Origin of the sequence: Salinimicrobium sediminis (assembly GCF_900215295.1) — a bacterium.
GTDB lineage: Bacteria > Bacteroidota > Bacteroidia > Flavobacteriales > Flavobacteriaceae > Salinimicrobium > Salinimicrobium sediminis.
On record NZ_OCMF01000001.1, the window covers coordinates 563,621 to 579,270 of the forward strand.

Sequence of the window (15,650 nt, forward strand, 5' to 3'; positions counted from 1 at the left end):
TTCTGTCCCCTCGTTGTTCTTTTTTCGCTTCAACGGTGCAAATATAGTAATATTTTTGAAGAACGAAAACAAGAATTCCAATGAAAAAATAATTGTAAATTTATAACTGAAACAACCTTAAAATATTACCGTCACCTTATGAAAAAAATCCTCGTGCCAACAGATTTTTCGGAACAGGCCGAAAATGCACTAAAAGTAGCGGCTCAACTGGCCAAAAAATATAATGCAGAGATCTATCTGTTACACATGATAGAACTTCCTGCAGATATGAGTAACCCGGTGGGAGAGACCCGAAGCAACGATTTACCAGAAGCTCTGTTCTTTATGAAGTTGGCCAAGAAGAAATTTACTAAATTACTTTCAGCACCATACCTGTCAGGTTTAAAAATACATGACACGGTAGAATTTAATCAGGCTTTTGATGGAATTATGGACAGCAGCAAAAAACACGGCTGCGATTTTATTGTTATGGGTTCCCAGGGAGCATCAGGCTTCAAAGAAATGTTTATTGGTTCCAATACAGAGAAGGTGGTTAGAACTTCCGAAATCCCTGTACTGGTTATCAAGAATGAGCATCCAACTTTTGAAGTTAAAAATTTTGTGTTTGCCACAAACCTGGAAGAGCAGGGAAAAAGCACCTTCCAAAAAGTGGTGGATTTTGCCGAGTTCATGAATGCCAGATTATTCCTGGTGTACGTCAATACAGCAAATGAATTCATCACTTCTGAAGCTATAGAAAACCGCTTAGAAAAATACATGGAAAATCTCAATTTTTCCAATAATGAATTTCAGGTATATAATGATGACTCCGTTGAAACAGGAATTTTAAATTTTGCCCGAAAGGTAAATGCAGACCTGGTAGGGATAGCCACCCATGGCCGAAAGGGATTGTCCCACTTTTTTAACGGAAGCATAAGTGAAGATCTTGTAAACCATGCCAACAGTCCTGTCATTACTTTTAAGCTTAAAAAATAAAACCTCTATAGCAGCTGCATCTTTTACCTAAAGAATTTAACCTTTTGGAAACCACGCGTTAAATTTGAGTCAAACCCGAATTTATTGCGAAAAAAAACTTGCAACAAATGTACCTTTGAGCCATATTATTATCGTATGGTTTTAAAAGCAAGTTTTCAAATGGCTTTTCTCGCAATAGAGATCATCCTTACCTTTTACAGCAATGTATTAGAGGATAGCCTCATGGTGAAATTCCTGCTTTTTGTTATTACCGCGGTCTTAATAGCTATGGGAGTTACAAAGCTCGCAAACAATCTTTTACCTGCCGACAAAGATTTTGTCTCTTCTGCAGACGAACAAGGAACTTAAAGAAAATTGTGATCCTGCAGCCGCGAGAGTGAAAACTGCATGAAGGATACGAACTGCAGGACGCAATGAAGGATCCGGAGAACATTATTTCTCCGGATCCTTTCAATTTACAGAGGTCTAAAAATGGCATTTCTAAAAGGGTTTTTCTATACCGGTTTCGGTTAGCTGAAATTGTTTAAATTTGATCCTTATTTCAAAAATGATACATTGAATATAGCCCGAAATCAATACCTGCAAATGTTTGAAAAAGACGAGAACGTATTTAACGTGCTTTTTGAAGCCGCTTCAGAAGGAATTATAGTTGTGGACAGATCTCAGACCATTGTAAGTAGCAACCTTGCTGCAGATCATATGTTTGGATATGAGCGGGGAGAGTTAAAAGGCAAATCCCTGAACATTTTAATTCCGCAGAAATATCGCTCAAAACATCCTTCTCATTTTAAAAGCTTTCTACAGGATTCTGAAAAAAGGCAAATGGGCCATGGAAGAGATCTCTATGGCATTAAGAAGAATGGGGAGGAATTTCCTGTAGAAGCAGGATTAAACCCCTTTAAAATAGGAGAAGAGCAGTTTGTGATGTCATTAATAATTGACATTTCCGTTAGAAAAGAAGCACAAAAGCAAATCACCGAACTCAATAATGAACTTGAGGGCAAAATAAAGATTAGAACCAAAGAACTGGAGGAGAGCATTGAAAAGTTACAGAAAAGCAACCGGGCCCTGGAACTTGAGGTAAAACGAAGAAAAGAAGCCGAGAACAGGATCAAAAATGCGCTCCAGAAGGAGAAAGAATTAAGTGATTTAAAAACGAAATTTCTTTCCCTTGTGTCTCACGAGTTCAAAACTCCTTTAAGTGGCATTCTTACATCTGTGGTCCTGGCAGGGAAATATAAACTGGAAGAGCAACAGGAAAAAAGGGAAAAACACCTTAACACCATTAAGAGCAAAGTCCATTACCTTGATAATATTCTTAATGATTTTTTATCTATTGAAAGGCTCGAAAGCGGTAAGGTAAACTATAAATTCTCCACCTTTAGTCTTAGCAAACTTGTAAACGAAGTGGTTTACAATGCCAATGTCACTTTAAAAAGCGGGCAAAACATAGAATATCCAAGGAACATAGATCACATTGTCCTGCACCAGGATGAAAAGATCCTGGAACTTGTGCTTTCAAACCTTTTGAGCAATGCGATCAAATATTCTCCGGAAGATACCCTCATCAAGTTTGAATCGGAAGTTAATGACAAAACGATCAAGTTCACGGTTTCAGACCAGGGGATAGGAATTCCCGCAAAAGATCAAAAACATATATTTGAAAGATATTTTAGAGCAGAAAATGCCCTTCTAAATCAAGGGACGGGAATAGGCCTTAATATTGCCAAGGTACATCTTGAAAATCTTGGCGGGACCATTAGCTTTAACAGCAAAGAAGCAGAAGGCACTCAATTTATTGTAGAACTACCTATTGTAAAAGAATGAAAAAAGTACTCATAATAGAAGATGACACTGTAGTACGTGAAAACACAGCCGAACTTTTAGAACTGGCAGATTATGACGTGATCACTGCCCCTAATGGCAAATCCGGCCTGGCTATAGCCAAAAAAGAGCTGCCGAATATCATAGTATGTGACATCATGATGCCCGAAATGGACGGCTACGGAGTGCTGCAGGGGTTGGCTGAAGATCCAAAAACGCAACAAATCCCGTTCATTTTCCTTTCAGCAAAAACAGAACACAAGGATATTCGTAAAGGAATGGACCTTGGTGCCGACGACTATCTCACCAAACCATTTGAAGAAGATGAACTTATAAGTGCTATCGAAAGCAGGTTGGCAAAAGTGGCTATTTTGAACAAGCTCAATGAGAACAGCAAAACAGCTGTTACAGCTGAGCCTGAACAAAAGATAAATTCTCTGCAGGAGTTGAGGCAGGAGGTTAAGAAATTCGATGAACAAACTTATAAAGCCGGGGAGGTCATATATGAAGAGGGAAAACAGAGCAATCATTTTTTCTTTGTTGACCGGGGTGTGGTAAAGAGCCATCGCATGGATGAGTACGGCAAAGAATTGATCACCTCCATATATAAGGAGGGAGATTTCTTCGGAAATACTTCATTTCACAAGGCCAATGCATATTCAGAATATGCAACCGCCATGGAGGACACCCGCGTTTACGCTGTGACCAAAGAGGAATTGAAAAACCTGCTAATGAACAATAGCAACATTACTCTGGAATTAATTGATGTAATGGGGGATAATATTTCGGGGATTAAAGAGCAGTTGCTTGAGATGGCTTATGGCTCCGTGAGAAAAAAGGCAGCCCGTACCATACTATTGTTTTCTCAAAAAATAAGGAGGCATCCCACCCAGAGTATCAGGATCTCCAGAAGTGATCTCGCCAGTGTTGCGGGTATGGCTTCTGAAACCCTGATACGAACATTATCTGATTTTAAAAAGGAAGGCTTGCTGGAGATAGAAGGCCGTAACATCAAATTACTTGATGTGGAAGCATTAAAGAGGATCATATGATCCTCTTTTTAGTTTCTAATTTGGTTGCATAACCTGATTTTCATCATTTTTTCTGCTGAGCATCGTCTATATCTTTGCGGGGTATAATTGACGTGAGATGATGAATATCCTACTGCCCACAGATTTTTCCGAGAACAGCAGGAATGCCGCAGCGTATGCCTTGCAGTTTTTCAAAGATACACCATGTAATTTTCATTTATTACATGTTCTACCTACTCCGGCAGATAAAATGACCTCGGGGTATCTTGCCATGTCACCGGCAGTAAAGGATAACTTTGACAAGTTACTTTCCTGGCTGCACAGCATTCGCACAAATCCTGAACATAACTTCAAGATCTGTTTTAAAGTAGATTATCTAATTAACGCCGTAAGAGAGAAAGTAAGAGAGAAACAGATAGATCTCATTCTCATGGGCACCAAAGGAAAAACCAATAAGGAAGGAGTCGTAATTGGCAACAACACTTCCGATGTTATGATGAAGGTGAAATGCCCTGTTTTGGCCATTTCTGAACATGCTTCTTTTAGAGAGCATAAAAAGATCCTTTTCCCAACAGATTATAAGATCCACTACGGAAGCAACGTGCTTCGTACCCTTTTAAATCTCGCATCTCTTTCAAAGGCTAATGTCAAGATCCTTGAGATCTTTGGAAATGAACATGAACCCTCCCTCGAGCAAATTGAGAACAGGGAATTTTTACAGGATGCATTTTCACCCAGGATCCCGGTGTTACAAACCTATTATACCTCTAAAGAAAAAAATCCTAAAAAGGTGATGGTCACCAACCGCGACATAGATATGATCGTGCTGGCAGCCAAAAACCTCAACCTTTGTCAAAAGTTCCTGAAGAACGAGGAAGATGAAAATATTCCGTTTATAAACCAACTGCCATTACTGGTTTTACACGGGTAAATAGTTTGTAGTTTAGTTATTATTTAGTTTGGTTTAGTAGAGAAAAACACCTCCGTGTAAGAGGTGTTTTTTTTGTTTCACTCATTTAATAAGACAAAACAGTCCTTTTATGACTTGACTCATAAAAGACCGCTTCTAAATCTCACATCTTTGTAACTGAATTTGAAACTTTTATTAATCAAAATATTATGGAAAAGCTACAATCAAAAACAGTTGCAGAAATGGTAACGGAGAATATCAAAACTGCACACATTTTCAAAAAATACGGCATCGACTTTTGCTGTGGGGGAGGAATTACTCTGGACAAAGCCTGCAAAAAATATAATGCAGATTATGACCTACTGGTAAACGATCTGATTAATGTTGACAATACTTCTTCCCGTGCTACCAACTATAACAGCTGGGATTTAGACTTTCTTGCAGATCATATTGTCAACGTTCATCACTCTTACGTAGAAGAAAATATTCCCCTCCTTTTGCAATATTCGGCCAGAGTAGCTCAGGTACACGGCCATCATTATACTGAATTACTGGAGATCGAAGAACTGGTAAAAGAAGTAGCAGGGGAACTCAGCGCGCACTGCAAAAAAGAAGAATTGATCCTGTTTCCGTTCGTAAAGAAAATGGTCAAAGCTAAAAAAGAAGGCACAGAACTTCCTGAAGCACATTTTGGAACAGTGGACAATCCAATCAAAATGATGGAAACTGAACATGAAGATGCAGGAGAATTGCTTCGCAGAATAGCTAAATTAAGTAACAATTATACTCCGCCGCAGGGGGCCTGCAATACCTACAGAGCTTTCTATGCAAAACTGGACGAGTTTGAGCAGGATTTACACCACCACATTCACCTGGAGAACAACATCCTTTTTCCAAAATCGCTCATGCTGGAAAAAGAACTACGCAATAACCAGTAAACATTAAATTATATCTAATCAGGAAAATGCCGGAAAAAGGAAAAAGCGATCTGAAAAATTCAGTTCCAAAAGTTCCCTTTCCGGCTTTTAATATTTCTAACTATGACTAAAGAAAGAAAACTTTGGGTCGCATTTTTTATAATTACTTCCATTTCCTTTGCAATTCTAGGATACTACGGTTTTGAGATCTATCAAAAAGCTCCGCCGCAACCGGCAAAAGTAGTGACCACTACGGGAGAAGTTGTTTTTGAAGGCCAGGATATACTGGATGGTCAGAATGTATGGCAAAGCATGGGGGGCCAGGAAGTAGGTTCTATATGGGGCCACGGTGCCTATACAGCTCCCGACTGGACTGCCGACTGGCTACATCGGGAATCGCTGTACATCCTCAACCTCTGGTCCCAGGAAGATCATGGTAAAGCATATGAAGAATTGAGCAGTGAAGAACAGGCTTCCCTGGAAAGAAGGCTACAGGAAGAGCTTCGGAAGAATACCTATGATGAATCCACCGGGGTCATCACCATTTCTCGTATAAGAGCACAGGCGGTAGAGTATTTGCATTCGTACTACAAAGGCTTGTTCATGGAAAATCCTGAACTGGATGAGTTACGTTCTCATTATGCCATTCCTAAAAATTCCATTAAAGACGAAACACGGATGCGCCAAATGAGCGGATTCTTCTTCTGGGCCACCTGGGCAACGGTCACCGAAAGACCCGGCAGTAACGTCACCTATACCCATAACTGGCCACCCGAAGATCTTGTTGGCAATAAACCTACCGGAGATCTGTTGATCTGGACCGGTTTCAGTATTATCCTGCTGCTCTTTGGAATTGGAGTTATGGTATTTTACCACGCTAAAATGAAAGAAGATGAACATGTGGACATGCCTGTGGAAGATCCATTGATGCGGCAGGTGATCACACCATCTATGTTGGCGGTAAAGAAGTATTTGTGGATAGTTTCCATCCTGATCCTAATTCAGGTGACCTTTGGTGTGGTTACAGCTCACTACGGCGTAGAAGGAGACGGTTTCTACGGATTTAATCTGGCTGATATCCTTCCATACTCTATTTCCAGGACCTGGCACGTACAGCTCGGAATCCTGTGGATCGCAACCGCATGGCTCGCTACAGGACTCTATATTGCACCGGCAGTTTCGGGACGGGATCCCAAATTTCAGAAACTGGGAGTGAACTTTTTATTTATCTGTCTTCTTATCATTGTTGCAGGTTCCATGATTGGACAGTGGATGGGAATTATGCAAAAGCTGGGACTGGTCGAAAACTTCTGGTTTGGGCATCAGGGTTATGAATATGTAGACCTTGGCCGCTTTTGGCAGATCTTCCTGCTCGTTGGATTATTCCTTTGGTTGGCTCTTATGGTAAGACCTTTACTACCGGTACTCCGCAGTAAAACATCAGAAAAGAACCTGCTGCTTATGTTCCTGGTATCTTCCGCAGCAATCGCACTCTTTTATGCCGCCGGACTCATGTGGGGAAGACAAACCAACCTTGCCATTGCAGAATACTGGCGCTGGTGGGTGGTGCACCTTTGGGTGGAAGGCTTCTTTGAAGTTTTTGCAACCGTAGTAGGTGCCTTCCTTTTTGTAAGACTCGGACTCTTACGCACCCGTACGGCTACTTTGGGAGTCTTATTAGCGACTGTGATCTTCTTAAGTGGTGGTATTTTAGGAACTTTTCATCACCTTTATTTTAGTGGAACCCCAACTGCGGTAATGGCATTGGGAGCTACTTTTAGTGCACTGGAAGTAGTACCTCTTGTTTTAATAGGTTTTGAAGCTTATGAAAATTATCGATTAAGTAAAGCGACAAAATGGATCAAAGATTATAAGTGGCCCATCTACTGCCTGGTGGCGGTGGCATTCTGGAACTTCCTGGGGGCAGGGATCTTTGGTTTCATTATCAATCCTCCAATCGCTCTTTATTACATGCAAGGCCTAAATACAACTGCCGTTCATGCACATACTGCCTTATTCGGGGTCTATGGAATGTTAGGGATAGGATTGATGCTGTTTGTGCTTAGAAGCCTTTACCGCGTTCAGGTTTGGAATGATAAGCTGTTAAGTTTCTCCTTCTGGTCTATTAATATCGGTTTAATTCTCATGGTGCTTTTAAGCGTCCTACCTATTGGACTTTTACAAACAGTAGCCAGTGTAAATGAGGGAATGTGGTACGCCCGTTCAGCTGAATTTATGCAGCAACCGGGAATGGATACCCTTAGATGGTTAAGAGTAGTGGGAGATACTATTTTTGCCGTAGGTCTTATTGCCTTTGTATGGTTTGTCTTCACGCTGGATAGCCGTAAAAAATTACCGGCAGAAAAAGAAAGGAAGCTTGAAGAGGTAGAAGCTTAACCGGAGCAAGAAAAAGGAGGCAATGAATTGCAATAGATTTCCACCAAAGACGGAAGTCTGGAAAATGCAGTTTTTTGCCTCCTCTCTTTTTCCTAATTTTAACCAATGATCAATTTAAAAAACCACACCAATGTGGCCCTGCTATATTTTTTTCTGGTCGGGTTATTTGGTGTATTTCTCCGTTTTTTTTTCGTGCTACCCATACCTGCAAACTTCAGGTATGTAGTGCATGCACATTCGCATATTGCACTATTAGGATGGGTGTATATTGCCCTCACCACTTTGATCTATAAAATGTACTTTTCTGAAGCAGGCTTCGGAAGGACCTATAAACGCATTTTCTGGTTTACACAGATCACTCTTGTGGGAATGATGGTTACCTTCCCTTTTACCGGTTATGCCCTGTTTTCTATTACCTTTTCAACGCTTTTCCTCATCGCCTCTTATTTTATGGCGTGGTTTATCCTTAAGAAAACTCCGGCGATTTCCAGGACAACAGGTTCCTTCCGACTCATTAGGGCAGCATTATGGTATATGGTCTTTTCAAGCATTGGGCCCTGGGCCCTTGGCGGAATCATGGCAACCCTTGGAAATACCAGCATTTGGTATAAAATGGCTATCTATTATTATCTGCATTTCCAATACAACGCCTGGTTTATTCTTGCCCTCTGCGGAATCTTCTTCTACTTCATAGAAAGACAAAACCTGAAGCCTCAAAAAAAGGATTTCAAAAGCTTTTTCTGGCAGGTGAATGCTGCCGTAATATTAAGCTTCTTTCTTTCGGTTCTATGGGTGGAACCTCATTGGAGCTACCATGTGCTTGCCGGGATAGGCGCTATTTTACAGGTCTCAGCCTTTGCCAAATTCTTTCAGATCATTTCTCCTTTTTGGAAGCAACTTGATTTTTCCACTTTTACGAAGGTGTTTTTAAAAATTGTTGGAATACTATTGGTTGCAAAGCTCCTCTTGCAACTGCTTTCGGCTATTCCGTGGTTTGCAAATCTGGCCTTCAATTTCCCTGATCTTGTTATAGGATATCTGCACTGGGTATTTCTTGGAGTTGTAAGCATAGCTCTTTTTGCACTGCTTACTGAAGCAAAACTTCTTACGCTCCCAAAATGGATCTTCTGGGTCTATTTTGCAGCGTTTTTAGTCACTGAGGCTTTAATCTTTTATAAAGGGACTGCAATTTGGCTGGGTTTACCCTTACCATCCTACTACTTCAAATTGGTTGCCTATGCAAGCATTTTCCTGCCACTGACAGTAGGTGTGGTGCTGGTGAAGAATCTCTTAACAAAAAGACAAATTTCTGCCAAATATGACTGATTTAGTAGTACGTTAACTCAAATAAATTTATTCTTCCTTAATTTAAGGGAGATGAAAGTATCGGCACATTTTTATGTAATAGTTACTACCCTACTCCTTGTGGCAGTGGCTGTCATGGTATTTTTTAATGTTGCCCACCCTATTGTCTATAGTACCGTAGTGATTGGCCAGGCCTGGTGGATCTTAACCGTGTACAAGGTGCTTACCAACAAATACACCACAACAAAAACTTTTGAAGACTGGTATGAAGATCACCCAATTGGAAAGGAGTGATCAGTGATCAGTGGTCAGTGGTCAGTGGTCAGTGATCAAAAAAGCAGTAAATCGTTTTACTATTCAAGTGCTCTTTTAAAGAAAAAAGAAAACCCTGAAAAAGGAATTCAGGGTCGTTCTAATCACATAAAAGAAATTGTTTAATTCAGCTTATAAAGAACCTGCTGTTCTTCAAGGGCATTCAGTAATTCCTGGGAGATACGGATCTTTTGCTTGCGGCTTGGCATATGCAGTTTGATCTTCTCTTTCATTTCATACACCACGAAGTTCAGCTTATTTTCTCCGCTATGGTTCCTGAAAATATCCTGCAACACATCGATCTTATCTGCCTGCAGCTCATCGATGTTGAGCTGAATGGTCAACTTCTTGGCATAGGTTTCCATCACATCATGCAACAGCTGTATGTTATTGAACTGCATTCGCGGATCTCCTTTTTTACCGGTTTCCCGGTTTGGATAACCTTCCCTCACAAAGATCTTTACGTGAACAAATGAATTGGGAACAAGGAAATGCCTGTACTTAAGGTACTCTTCCTTGAACATCCTGAATTCGTAGGAATCTGAATAATCCTCTACAATGAAACTTGCCCAACCCTGCCCCTGTTTATTGGTACGATGTTGCACATCACTTATCACTCCTCCAAAAGTGAGTTCTTTATTCACCACTTCATTAAGGTCTGAAAAATCTGAAAGGACGGCATTACAGAAACATTTTAATTCGGTTTTAAAATCATCAAGTGGATGTCCCGAGATATAGATCCCTACCACTTCACGCTCTCTCTTGAGTTTTTCCATCGTTCCCCACTCCTCACATGGAGGAACGATTGGTTCCGGTATTTGGACTTCACTGGCATCCCCAAAAAGACTTACCTGTGCCGAATTTTCATTTTCCTGAAATTTAGCAGCATACTTCACTACCTTCTCTAAAAAGGTAATTCCGTCGCCTTCGTCATGAAAATACTGGGCTCTATGGGTGCCTCCAAAACTGTCGAAACCTCCAGCCAAAGCCAGGTTCTCAAAGGCTTTCTTATTCGCTGCCCTTAAGTCGATCCTTTTTGCCATATCAAATATGGATCTGTAAGGACCTTTTTCTTTTCGGTTTTCTACTATAGTAGCCACAGCTCCTGCTCCAACTCCTTTAATAGCCCCCATACCAAACCGAACTGCATTCTCTTTGTTAACCGAGAACTTGTAGTAAGATTCATTGACATCGGGACCAAGTACATTAAGCTTCATGCGCTTACATTCTTCCATAAAGAAGGTCACCTGCTTAATGTCATTCATATTATTGGAAAGTACCGCCGCCATGTATTCGGCAGGATAATGCGCTTTAAGGTAAGCTGTTTGATAGGCGATCCAGGCATAACAGGTAGAGTGCGATTTGTTGAAAGCATAAGAGGCAAAAGCCTCCCAGTCTTTCCATACCTTCTCGAGCACATCCCGTGGATGTCCTTTTGCTTCCCCGCCATCAAGGAATTTCGGCTTTAATTCTTCCAGCAGGGCAAAGATCTTTTTACCCATCGCTTTCCGAAGCACATCTGCTTCACCTTTAGTAAACCCGGCAAGCTTCTGTGAAAGTAACATCACCTGCTCCTGGTAGACTGTAATTCCGTAGGTTTCCTTAAGATATTCCTCCATATCGGGCAGGTCGTAAACGATCTCTTCCTCCCCATGCTTCCGTGCAATAAAACTCGGAATATATTCCATTGGTCCCGGCCTGTATAAGGCGTTCATTGCAATAAGATCATCAAAGACCGTAGGCTTGAGGTCTTTCATATGCTTTTGCATCCCGGGAGATTCATACTGGAAGATCCCTACTGTTTCTCCGCGTTGGAAAAGTTCATAGGTTTTCTCATCGTCCAGGGGAAAATTATCGGGATCAAGATCGATATCATGACGTCCCTTTACGATCTTAACCGTATCCTTGATCAAAGTAAGGGTCTTAAGACCCAAAAAGTCCATTTTTAGAAGTCCGGCACTCTCTACGACCGAGTTATCGAACTGGGTTACATAGAGATCTGAATCTTTTGCAACTGCGACCGGAACGAAATTCGTTATGTCGCTGGGAGTTATGATCACCCCACAGGCATGTATTCCCGTATTTCTAACTGAACCTTCAAGGATTCGTGCCTGGTTCACCGTTTGTGCCTCCAGGTCATCCCCGTCGGCAATATTAAGCAGTTCATTTACCTTATCCAGTTCCTCACTCCTAAAGCTGCTGCGCAATTCCTTCTCATCCATTCCGAAGATCTTGGAGAGCTTAGTGTTAGGAATTAGCTTCGCAATCCTGTCGGCTTCATTAAGCGGAAGGTCTAAAACCCTCGCGGTATCTCTAATCGAAGACTTTGCAGCCATGGTACCATAGGTGATGATCTGCGCCACCTGGTTTGCCCCGTATTTCTTGATCACGTAGTCCATAACCCTACTACGGCCCTCATCATCGAAGTCGATATCAATATCGGGCATACTCACCCTATCCGGATTTAAGAACCTCTCAAAAAGCAGATCATATTTGATCGGGTCAATATTGGTGATCCCAAGGCAGTAGGCTACAGCACTTCCTGCCGCCGATCCCCTTCCCGGCCCTACCGATACATCCATATTCCTGGCCTCCCTTATGAAATCTTCCACAATAAGGAAATATCCGGGATAGCCGGTATTCTCAATTACTGAAAGCTCGAAATCAAGACGCTCCTTAATGGCCGGTGTGAGCTCACCATATCGCTTTTCAGCTCCCACAAAGGTGATATGCTTTAGATAAGCATTTTCTCCCCTTTTTCCACCGTCTACAGCATCTTCGGCAACAATGAATTCTTCAGGAATCGTAAATGCAGGAAGTAAAACGTCCCTTGCAAGTTCGTAAGGCTCGATCTTATCAACCACCTCCTGCACATTGGAAATAGCTTCCGGCAGGTCCTTAAAGAGGGCTTTCATTTCATCGCCGCACTTGAAATAATATTCGTTGTTCGGCAGTCCATACCTATAACCTCTTCCGCGACCTATTGGCGTCGCCTGCTTTTCACCATCTTTTACGCACAACAGAATATCGTGCGCATTGGCATCTTCCTGGGCGCAATAATAGGTATTGTTGGTAGCCACCAGCTTCACTTCATGCTTTTTTGCCAGCTCCACAAGTACGGGATTCACCCTGTTCTCATCTTCCTGGTTGTGGCGCATCAATTCCACATAAAGATCCTCTCCAAATTCCTCTTTCCACCAGAGCAAAGCTTCTTCTGCCTGATTTTCTCCCACGTTAAGGATCTTTCCGGGCACTTCTCCATAGAGGTTCCCTGTAAGAACAATGATATCCTCCTTATATTTTTTGATGACCTCTTTGTCAATCCGGGGAACGTAGTAAAATCCTTCGGTGTAAGCAATGGAAGACATTTTTGCCAGGTTATGGTAACCTTTCTTATTCTTCGCCAGCAACACGATCTGGTAACCGTTATCTTTTCTGGATTTATCTTTATGGTTTTCACACACAAAGAATTCACAGCCTATAATGGCTTTTAGCTCCCGCCCTTCAGCTTTTTCTCCGGCTGCGGCGGCTGCAGCGATCTTTGCCTTAATACCTTTATTATATGCCCCTACTTCTTTCACAAAATGGAAAGCTCCCATCATGTTCGCATGATCTGTAAGTGCAACCGCCGGCATATTTTGTTTTGCCGCCGCATTTACAAGGTCTTTGATACTTATGGTGGATTGCAATATAGAAAACTGGCTGTGGTTATGAAGGTGCGAAAAAGCTACTTCATCAAGTTTTTCCAGGTTCTCCTTAATTTCTGCGGAAGAAATTCCGGTATCTTCTTTCTTCTGAAGTCTCTTCCTTATTGCAGCCGAAGCCTCCTTAAGGTTAATGTGCTTAAGCCCGATCAACTTTACAGGCTGCGGATTTGCTTCTGAAAAATTTTCGAAATAACCGGGTTTTACGTCCAGCTCTTCCGAAGTGAAGACACGCTTCCTTATCAACTCCAGAAAACAACGGGTAGTCGCCTCCACATCTGCTGTTGCATTATGTGCTTCAGCAAAAGGTTCATGAAAAAGTATCTCGTGAAGTTCTGTAAGCGTAGGGAGTTTATATTTCCCGCCGCGACCCCCGGGAAGACAGCAAAGTTGTGCAGTGACTTCTGTACAGGTATCCAATACCGGAAGCCCCTGCAATTTATTTTCCATTTCGAGCCTGTGGAATTCAGCCCCCATGATATTTACATCAAAACCAACATTCTGGCCCACCACAAATTTTGAGCGGGAAAGGGCAATGTTGAACTTTTCAAGTACTTCCTGAAGAGTGATCCCTTCTTCCGAAGCCAGTTCCGTAGAAATCCCGTGGACCTTTTCGGCATCATAAGGAATATTAAAACCTTCGGGCCGCACCAGATAATCCTGATGCTCCACCAACCGACCCATATCATCATGCAACTGCCACGCGATCTGTATACATCGCGGCCAATTATCGCTATCTGTCAATGGTGCGTCCCAACGCTTGGGAAGTCCGGTGGTTTCAGTATCGAAGATCAGGTACATAAAATGTTGTTTTTCAGGGGTTTTTGAGCTGACCATAGCGCCAGCGCAAAGTTACAAAGCAATTCGAATGGGTAAAAATAAATATAAATTGAGGTTTGAGAGAGGAAAGTTTTAAGGAATTATCAACGAAAAAAAGGGTGCCAAAAATGATATTTCAGGCACCCTTTTATTTAAGAGTTCAGTATTCGGTTGTCAGTTATTCTTAGTCAAATGCTTCTTCAAGACCTTTGACCTCATTTAATGTACGTTCAATAGCATTGCGCTGTTTGATAAGAAGATTGGCTGTTGAAGGTGGCAGCTCGGCATTATTGATTACTTTATTATAATCCTCTACCGCAGCTTTTTCTCCTCTTATAGCTTCTTCCAGTACAGCCTCTTCCTTATCTGAAGTAAAGGCCGATTTAAGATCCATCCACGCCCGGTGAGCATCTCCCGTAAAACTGGAACCTTTGTCGGGAGTCTCTCCCAGGTTTTTGATCTCTGTTTTTAACTCATGGCCAAAATCGTAGCGCTGCTTCGCTTTTTGTTCAAAAAATGTCTTTAATCTTGGATTCTTTACATCTTCTGCGGCGTTTTTAAAACCTTTTTCGGAATCGTAATTTTTCTCCAGCAGTTCATTCAGTTTTTCTGCCATTTCCTTTGTCTTACTCATAACATTTGTTTTTTTGGTTACAATTTTTTTCTTTTTCAGATTAAATATAAGGTGGAAACGCTGATATAATTCAATGTTTAACAGGGTTTAGCACAGACTTAACGAAGTAAATAACCTTAAGAAGGAAAAGAATATCTGTTGGAAAATTGAGCCTGACAAAATTTTTATAACTACTTAATTTACAATAAAAAATAATAGTATCTTTGCCCCCTCATTAATAACCGGGGTCGGGAACCCCACAAATTAATTTTTATGCCTGTAAAGATCAGATTACAAAGACACGGTAAAAAAGGGAAGCCTTTTTTCTGGATCGTTGCTGCGGACTCCCGCGCAAAAAGAGATGGTAGATTCCTTGAAAAACTTGGAATTTACAATCCAACCACTAACCCTGCAACTATTGACATCAATGTTGACAAATCGGTTAAATGGTTACAAAATGGTGCACAGCCAACAGAAACTGCAAAGGCTATCCTGTCTTACAAAGGAGTACTTCTTAAGAATCACCTTGCAGGTGGTGTAAGAAAAGGCGCTTTGACTCAAGAACAAGCAGATGAGAAATTCAATGCATGGGTAGAGGAAAAAGAAGGAAGAGTTGACGCTAAAAAAGAGAATTTGAGCAAAGAGCAGGAGGCTGCTAAAGCTAAAGCTCTTGAGGCTGAAAAAGAAGTGAACGCAAAACGTGAGGCCGAAGCTGCTGCCGCTGCGCAACCTGAAGTTGAGGAAACTACCGAAGACCAGGAAGCTGCTGCTGCAAACGAAGTAGATGACGCTACGGCTGCTGAAGCAAACGCTGAAGAAAAACAAGATCAGTCAGGATCGTAA

General features: G+C 41.5%; 12 protein-coding genes. 10 read left to right on the plus strand and 2 right to left on the minus strand.

The features are described from left to right. Positions 1 to 138 precede the first annotated feature (138 nt). The 9 genes from CRO16_RS02505 (at position 139) to CRO16_RS02545 (ending at position 9,653) form a co-directional block, all read left to right on the plus strand. Entirely contained in the window at positions 139 to 975 is an 837-nt protein-coding gene (locus tag CRO16_RS02505) for a universal stress protein (protein ID WP_097054762.1), read from the plus strand. Between the two features lie 159 nt (positions 976 to 1,134). Beyond that, positions 1,135 to 1,323 (plus strand): hypothetical protein, encoded by a 189-nt coding sequence (locus tag CRO16_RS02510; RefSeq protein ID WP_245858854.1) that lies wholly within the window; start codon positions 1,135 to 1,137, stop codon positions 1,321 to 1,323. A gap of 237 nt (positions 1,324 to 1,560) precedes the next feature. Further along, positions 1,561 to 2,802: a PAS domain-containing sensor histidine kinase gene (locus CRO16_RS02515; protein ID WP_097055750.1), complete on the plus strand. Its 1,242-nt coding sequence runs from the start codon at positions 1,561 to 1,563 to the stop codon at positions 2,800 to 2,802. Beyond that, on the plus strand, positions 2,799 to 3,851 hold the full coding sequence (locus CRO16_RS02520) for a response regulator (RefSeq protein ID WP_097054764.1): 1,053 nt from the start codon (positions 2,799 to 2,801) through the stop codon (positions 3,849 to 3,851). Before CRO16_RS02515 ends, CRO16_RS02520 begins: the two co-directional genes overlap by 4 nt. A 97-nt stretch (positions 3,852 to 3,948) precedes the next feature. Next, on the plus strand, positions 3,949 to 4,761 hold the full coding sequence (locus tag CRO16_RS02525; protein WP_097054765.1) for a universal stress protein: 813 nt from the start codon (positions 3,949 to 3,951) through the stop codon (positions 4,759 to 4,761). A gap of 188 nt (positions 4,762 to 4,949) precedes the next feature. Further along, positions 4,950 to 5,678: an iron-sulfur cluster repair di-iron protein gene (gene ric / locus CRO16_RS02530; RefSeq protein ID WP_097054766.1), complete on the plus strand. Its 729-nt coding sequence runs from the start codon at positions 4,950 to 4,952 to the stop codon at positions 5,676 to 5,678. Positions 5,679 to 5,780: 102 nt separating this feature from the next. Then, positions 5,781 to 8,054, plus strand: a complete 2,274-nt coding sequence (locus tag CRO16_RS02535; protein ID WP_097054767.1) for a nitric-oxide reductase large subunit — start codon at positions 5,781 to 5,783, stop codon at positions 8,052 to 8,054. 105 nt (positions 8,055 to 8,159) lie between these two features. Continuing rightward, positions 8,160 to 9,380, plus strand: coding sequence for a hypothetical protein (locus CRO16_RS02540; RefSeq protein WP_097054768.1), 1,221 nt, complete (start codon positions 8,160 to 8,162; stop codon positions 9,378 to 9,380). A gap of 51 nt (positions 9,381 to 9,431) precedes the next feature. Then, a complete protein-coding gene (locus CRO16_RS02545) occupies positions 9,432 to 9,653 on the plus strand; it encodes a hypothetical protein (protein ID WP_097054769.1) in 222 nt (73 codons plus the stop codon). A 140-nt stretch (positions 9,654 to 9,793) separates the two neighbouring features. On the opposite strand, the gene dnaE is transcribed toward CRO16_RS02545, so the two are convergent. Together dnaE and CRO16_RS02555 are read right to left on the minus strand one after the other, a co-directional pair. Continuing rightward, positions 9,794 to 14,176, minus strand: coding sequence for a DNA polymerase III subunit alpha (gene dnaE / locus CRO16_RS02550; RefSeq protein ID WP_097055751.1), 4,383 nt, complete (start codon positions 14,174 to 14,176; stop codon positions 9,794 to 9,796). A gap of 202 nt (positions 14,177 to 14,378) precedes the next feature. Then, positions 14,379 to 14,828: a ferritin-like domain-containing protein gene (locus tag CRO16_RS02555; RefSeq protein ID WP_097054770.1), complete on the minus strand. Its 450-nt coding sequence runs from the start codon at positions 14,826 to 14,828 to the stop codon at positions 14,379 to 14,381. A gap of 252 nt (positions 14,829 to 15,080) precedes the next feature. On the opposite strand from CRO16_RS02555, the gene CRO16_RS02560 reads away from it, so the two are divergent. Beyond that, the gene (locus CRO16_RS02560) at positions 15,081 to 15,650 is read left to right on the plus strand and encodes a 30S ribosomal protein S16 (protein WP_097054771.1); all 570 of its coding nucleotides are present in this window, start codon (positions 15,081 to 15,083) and stop codon (positions 15,648 to 15,650) included.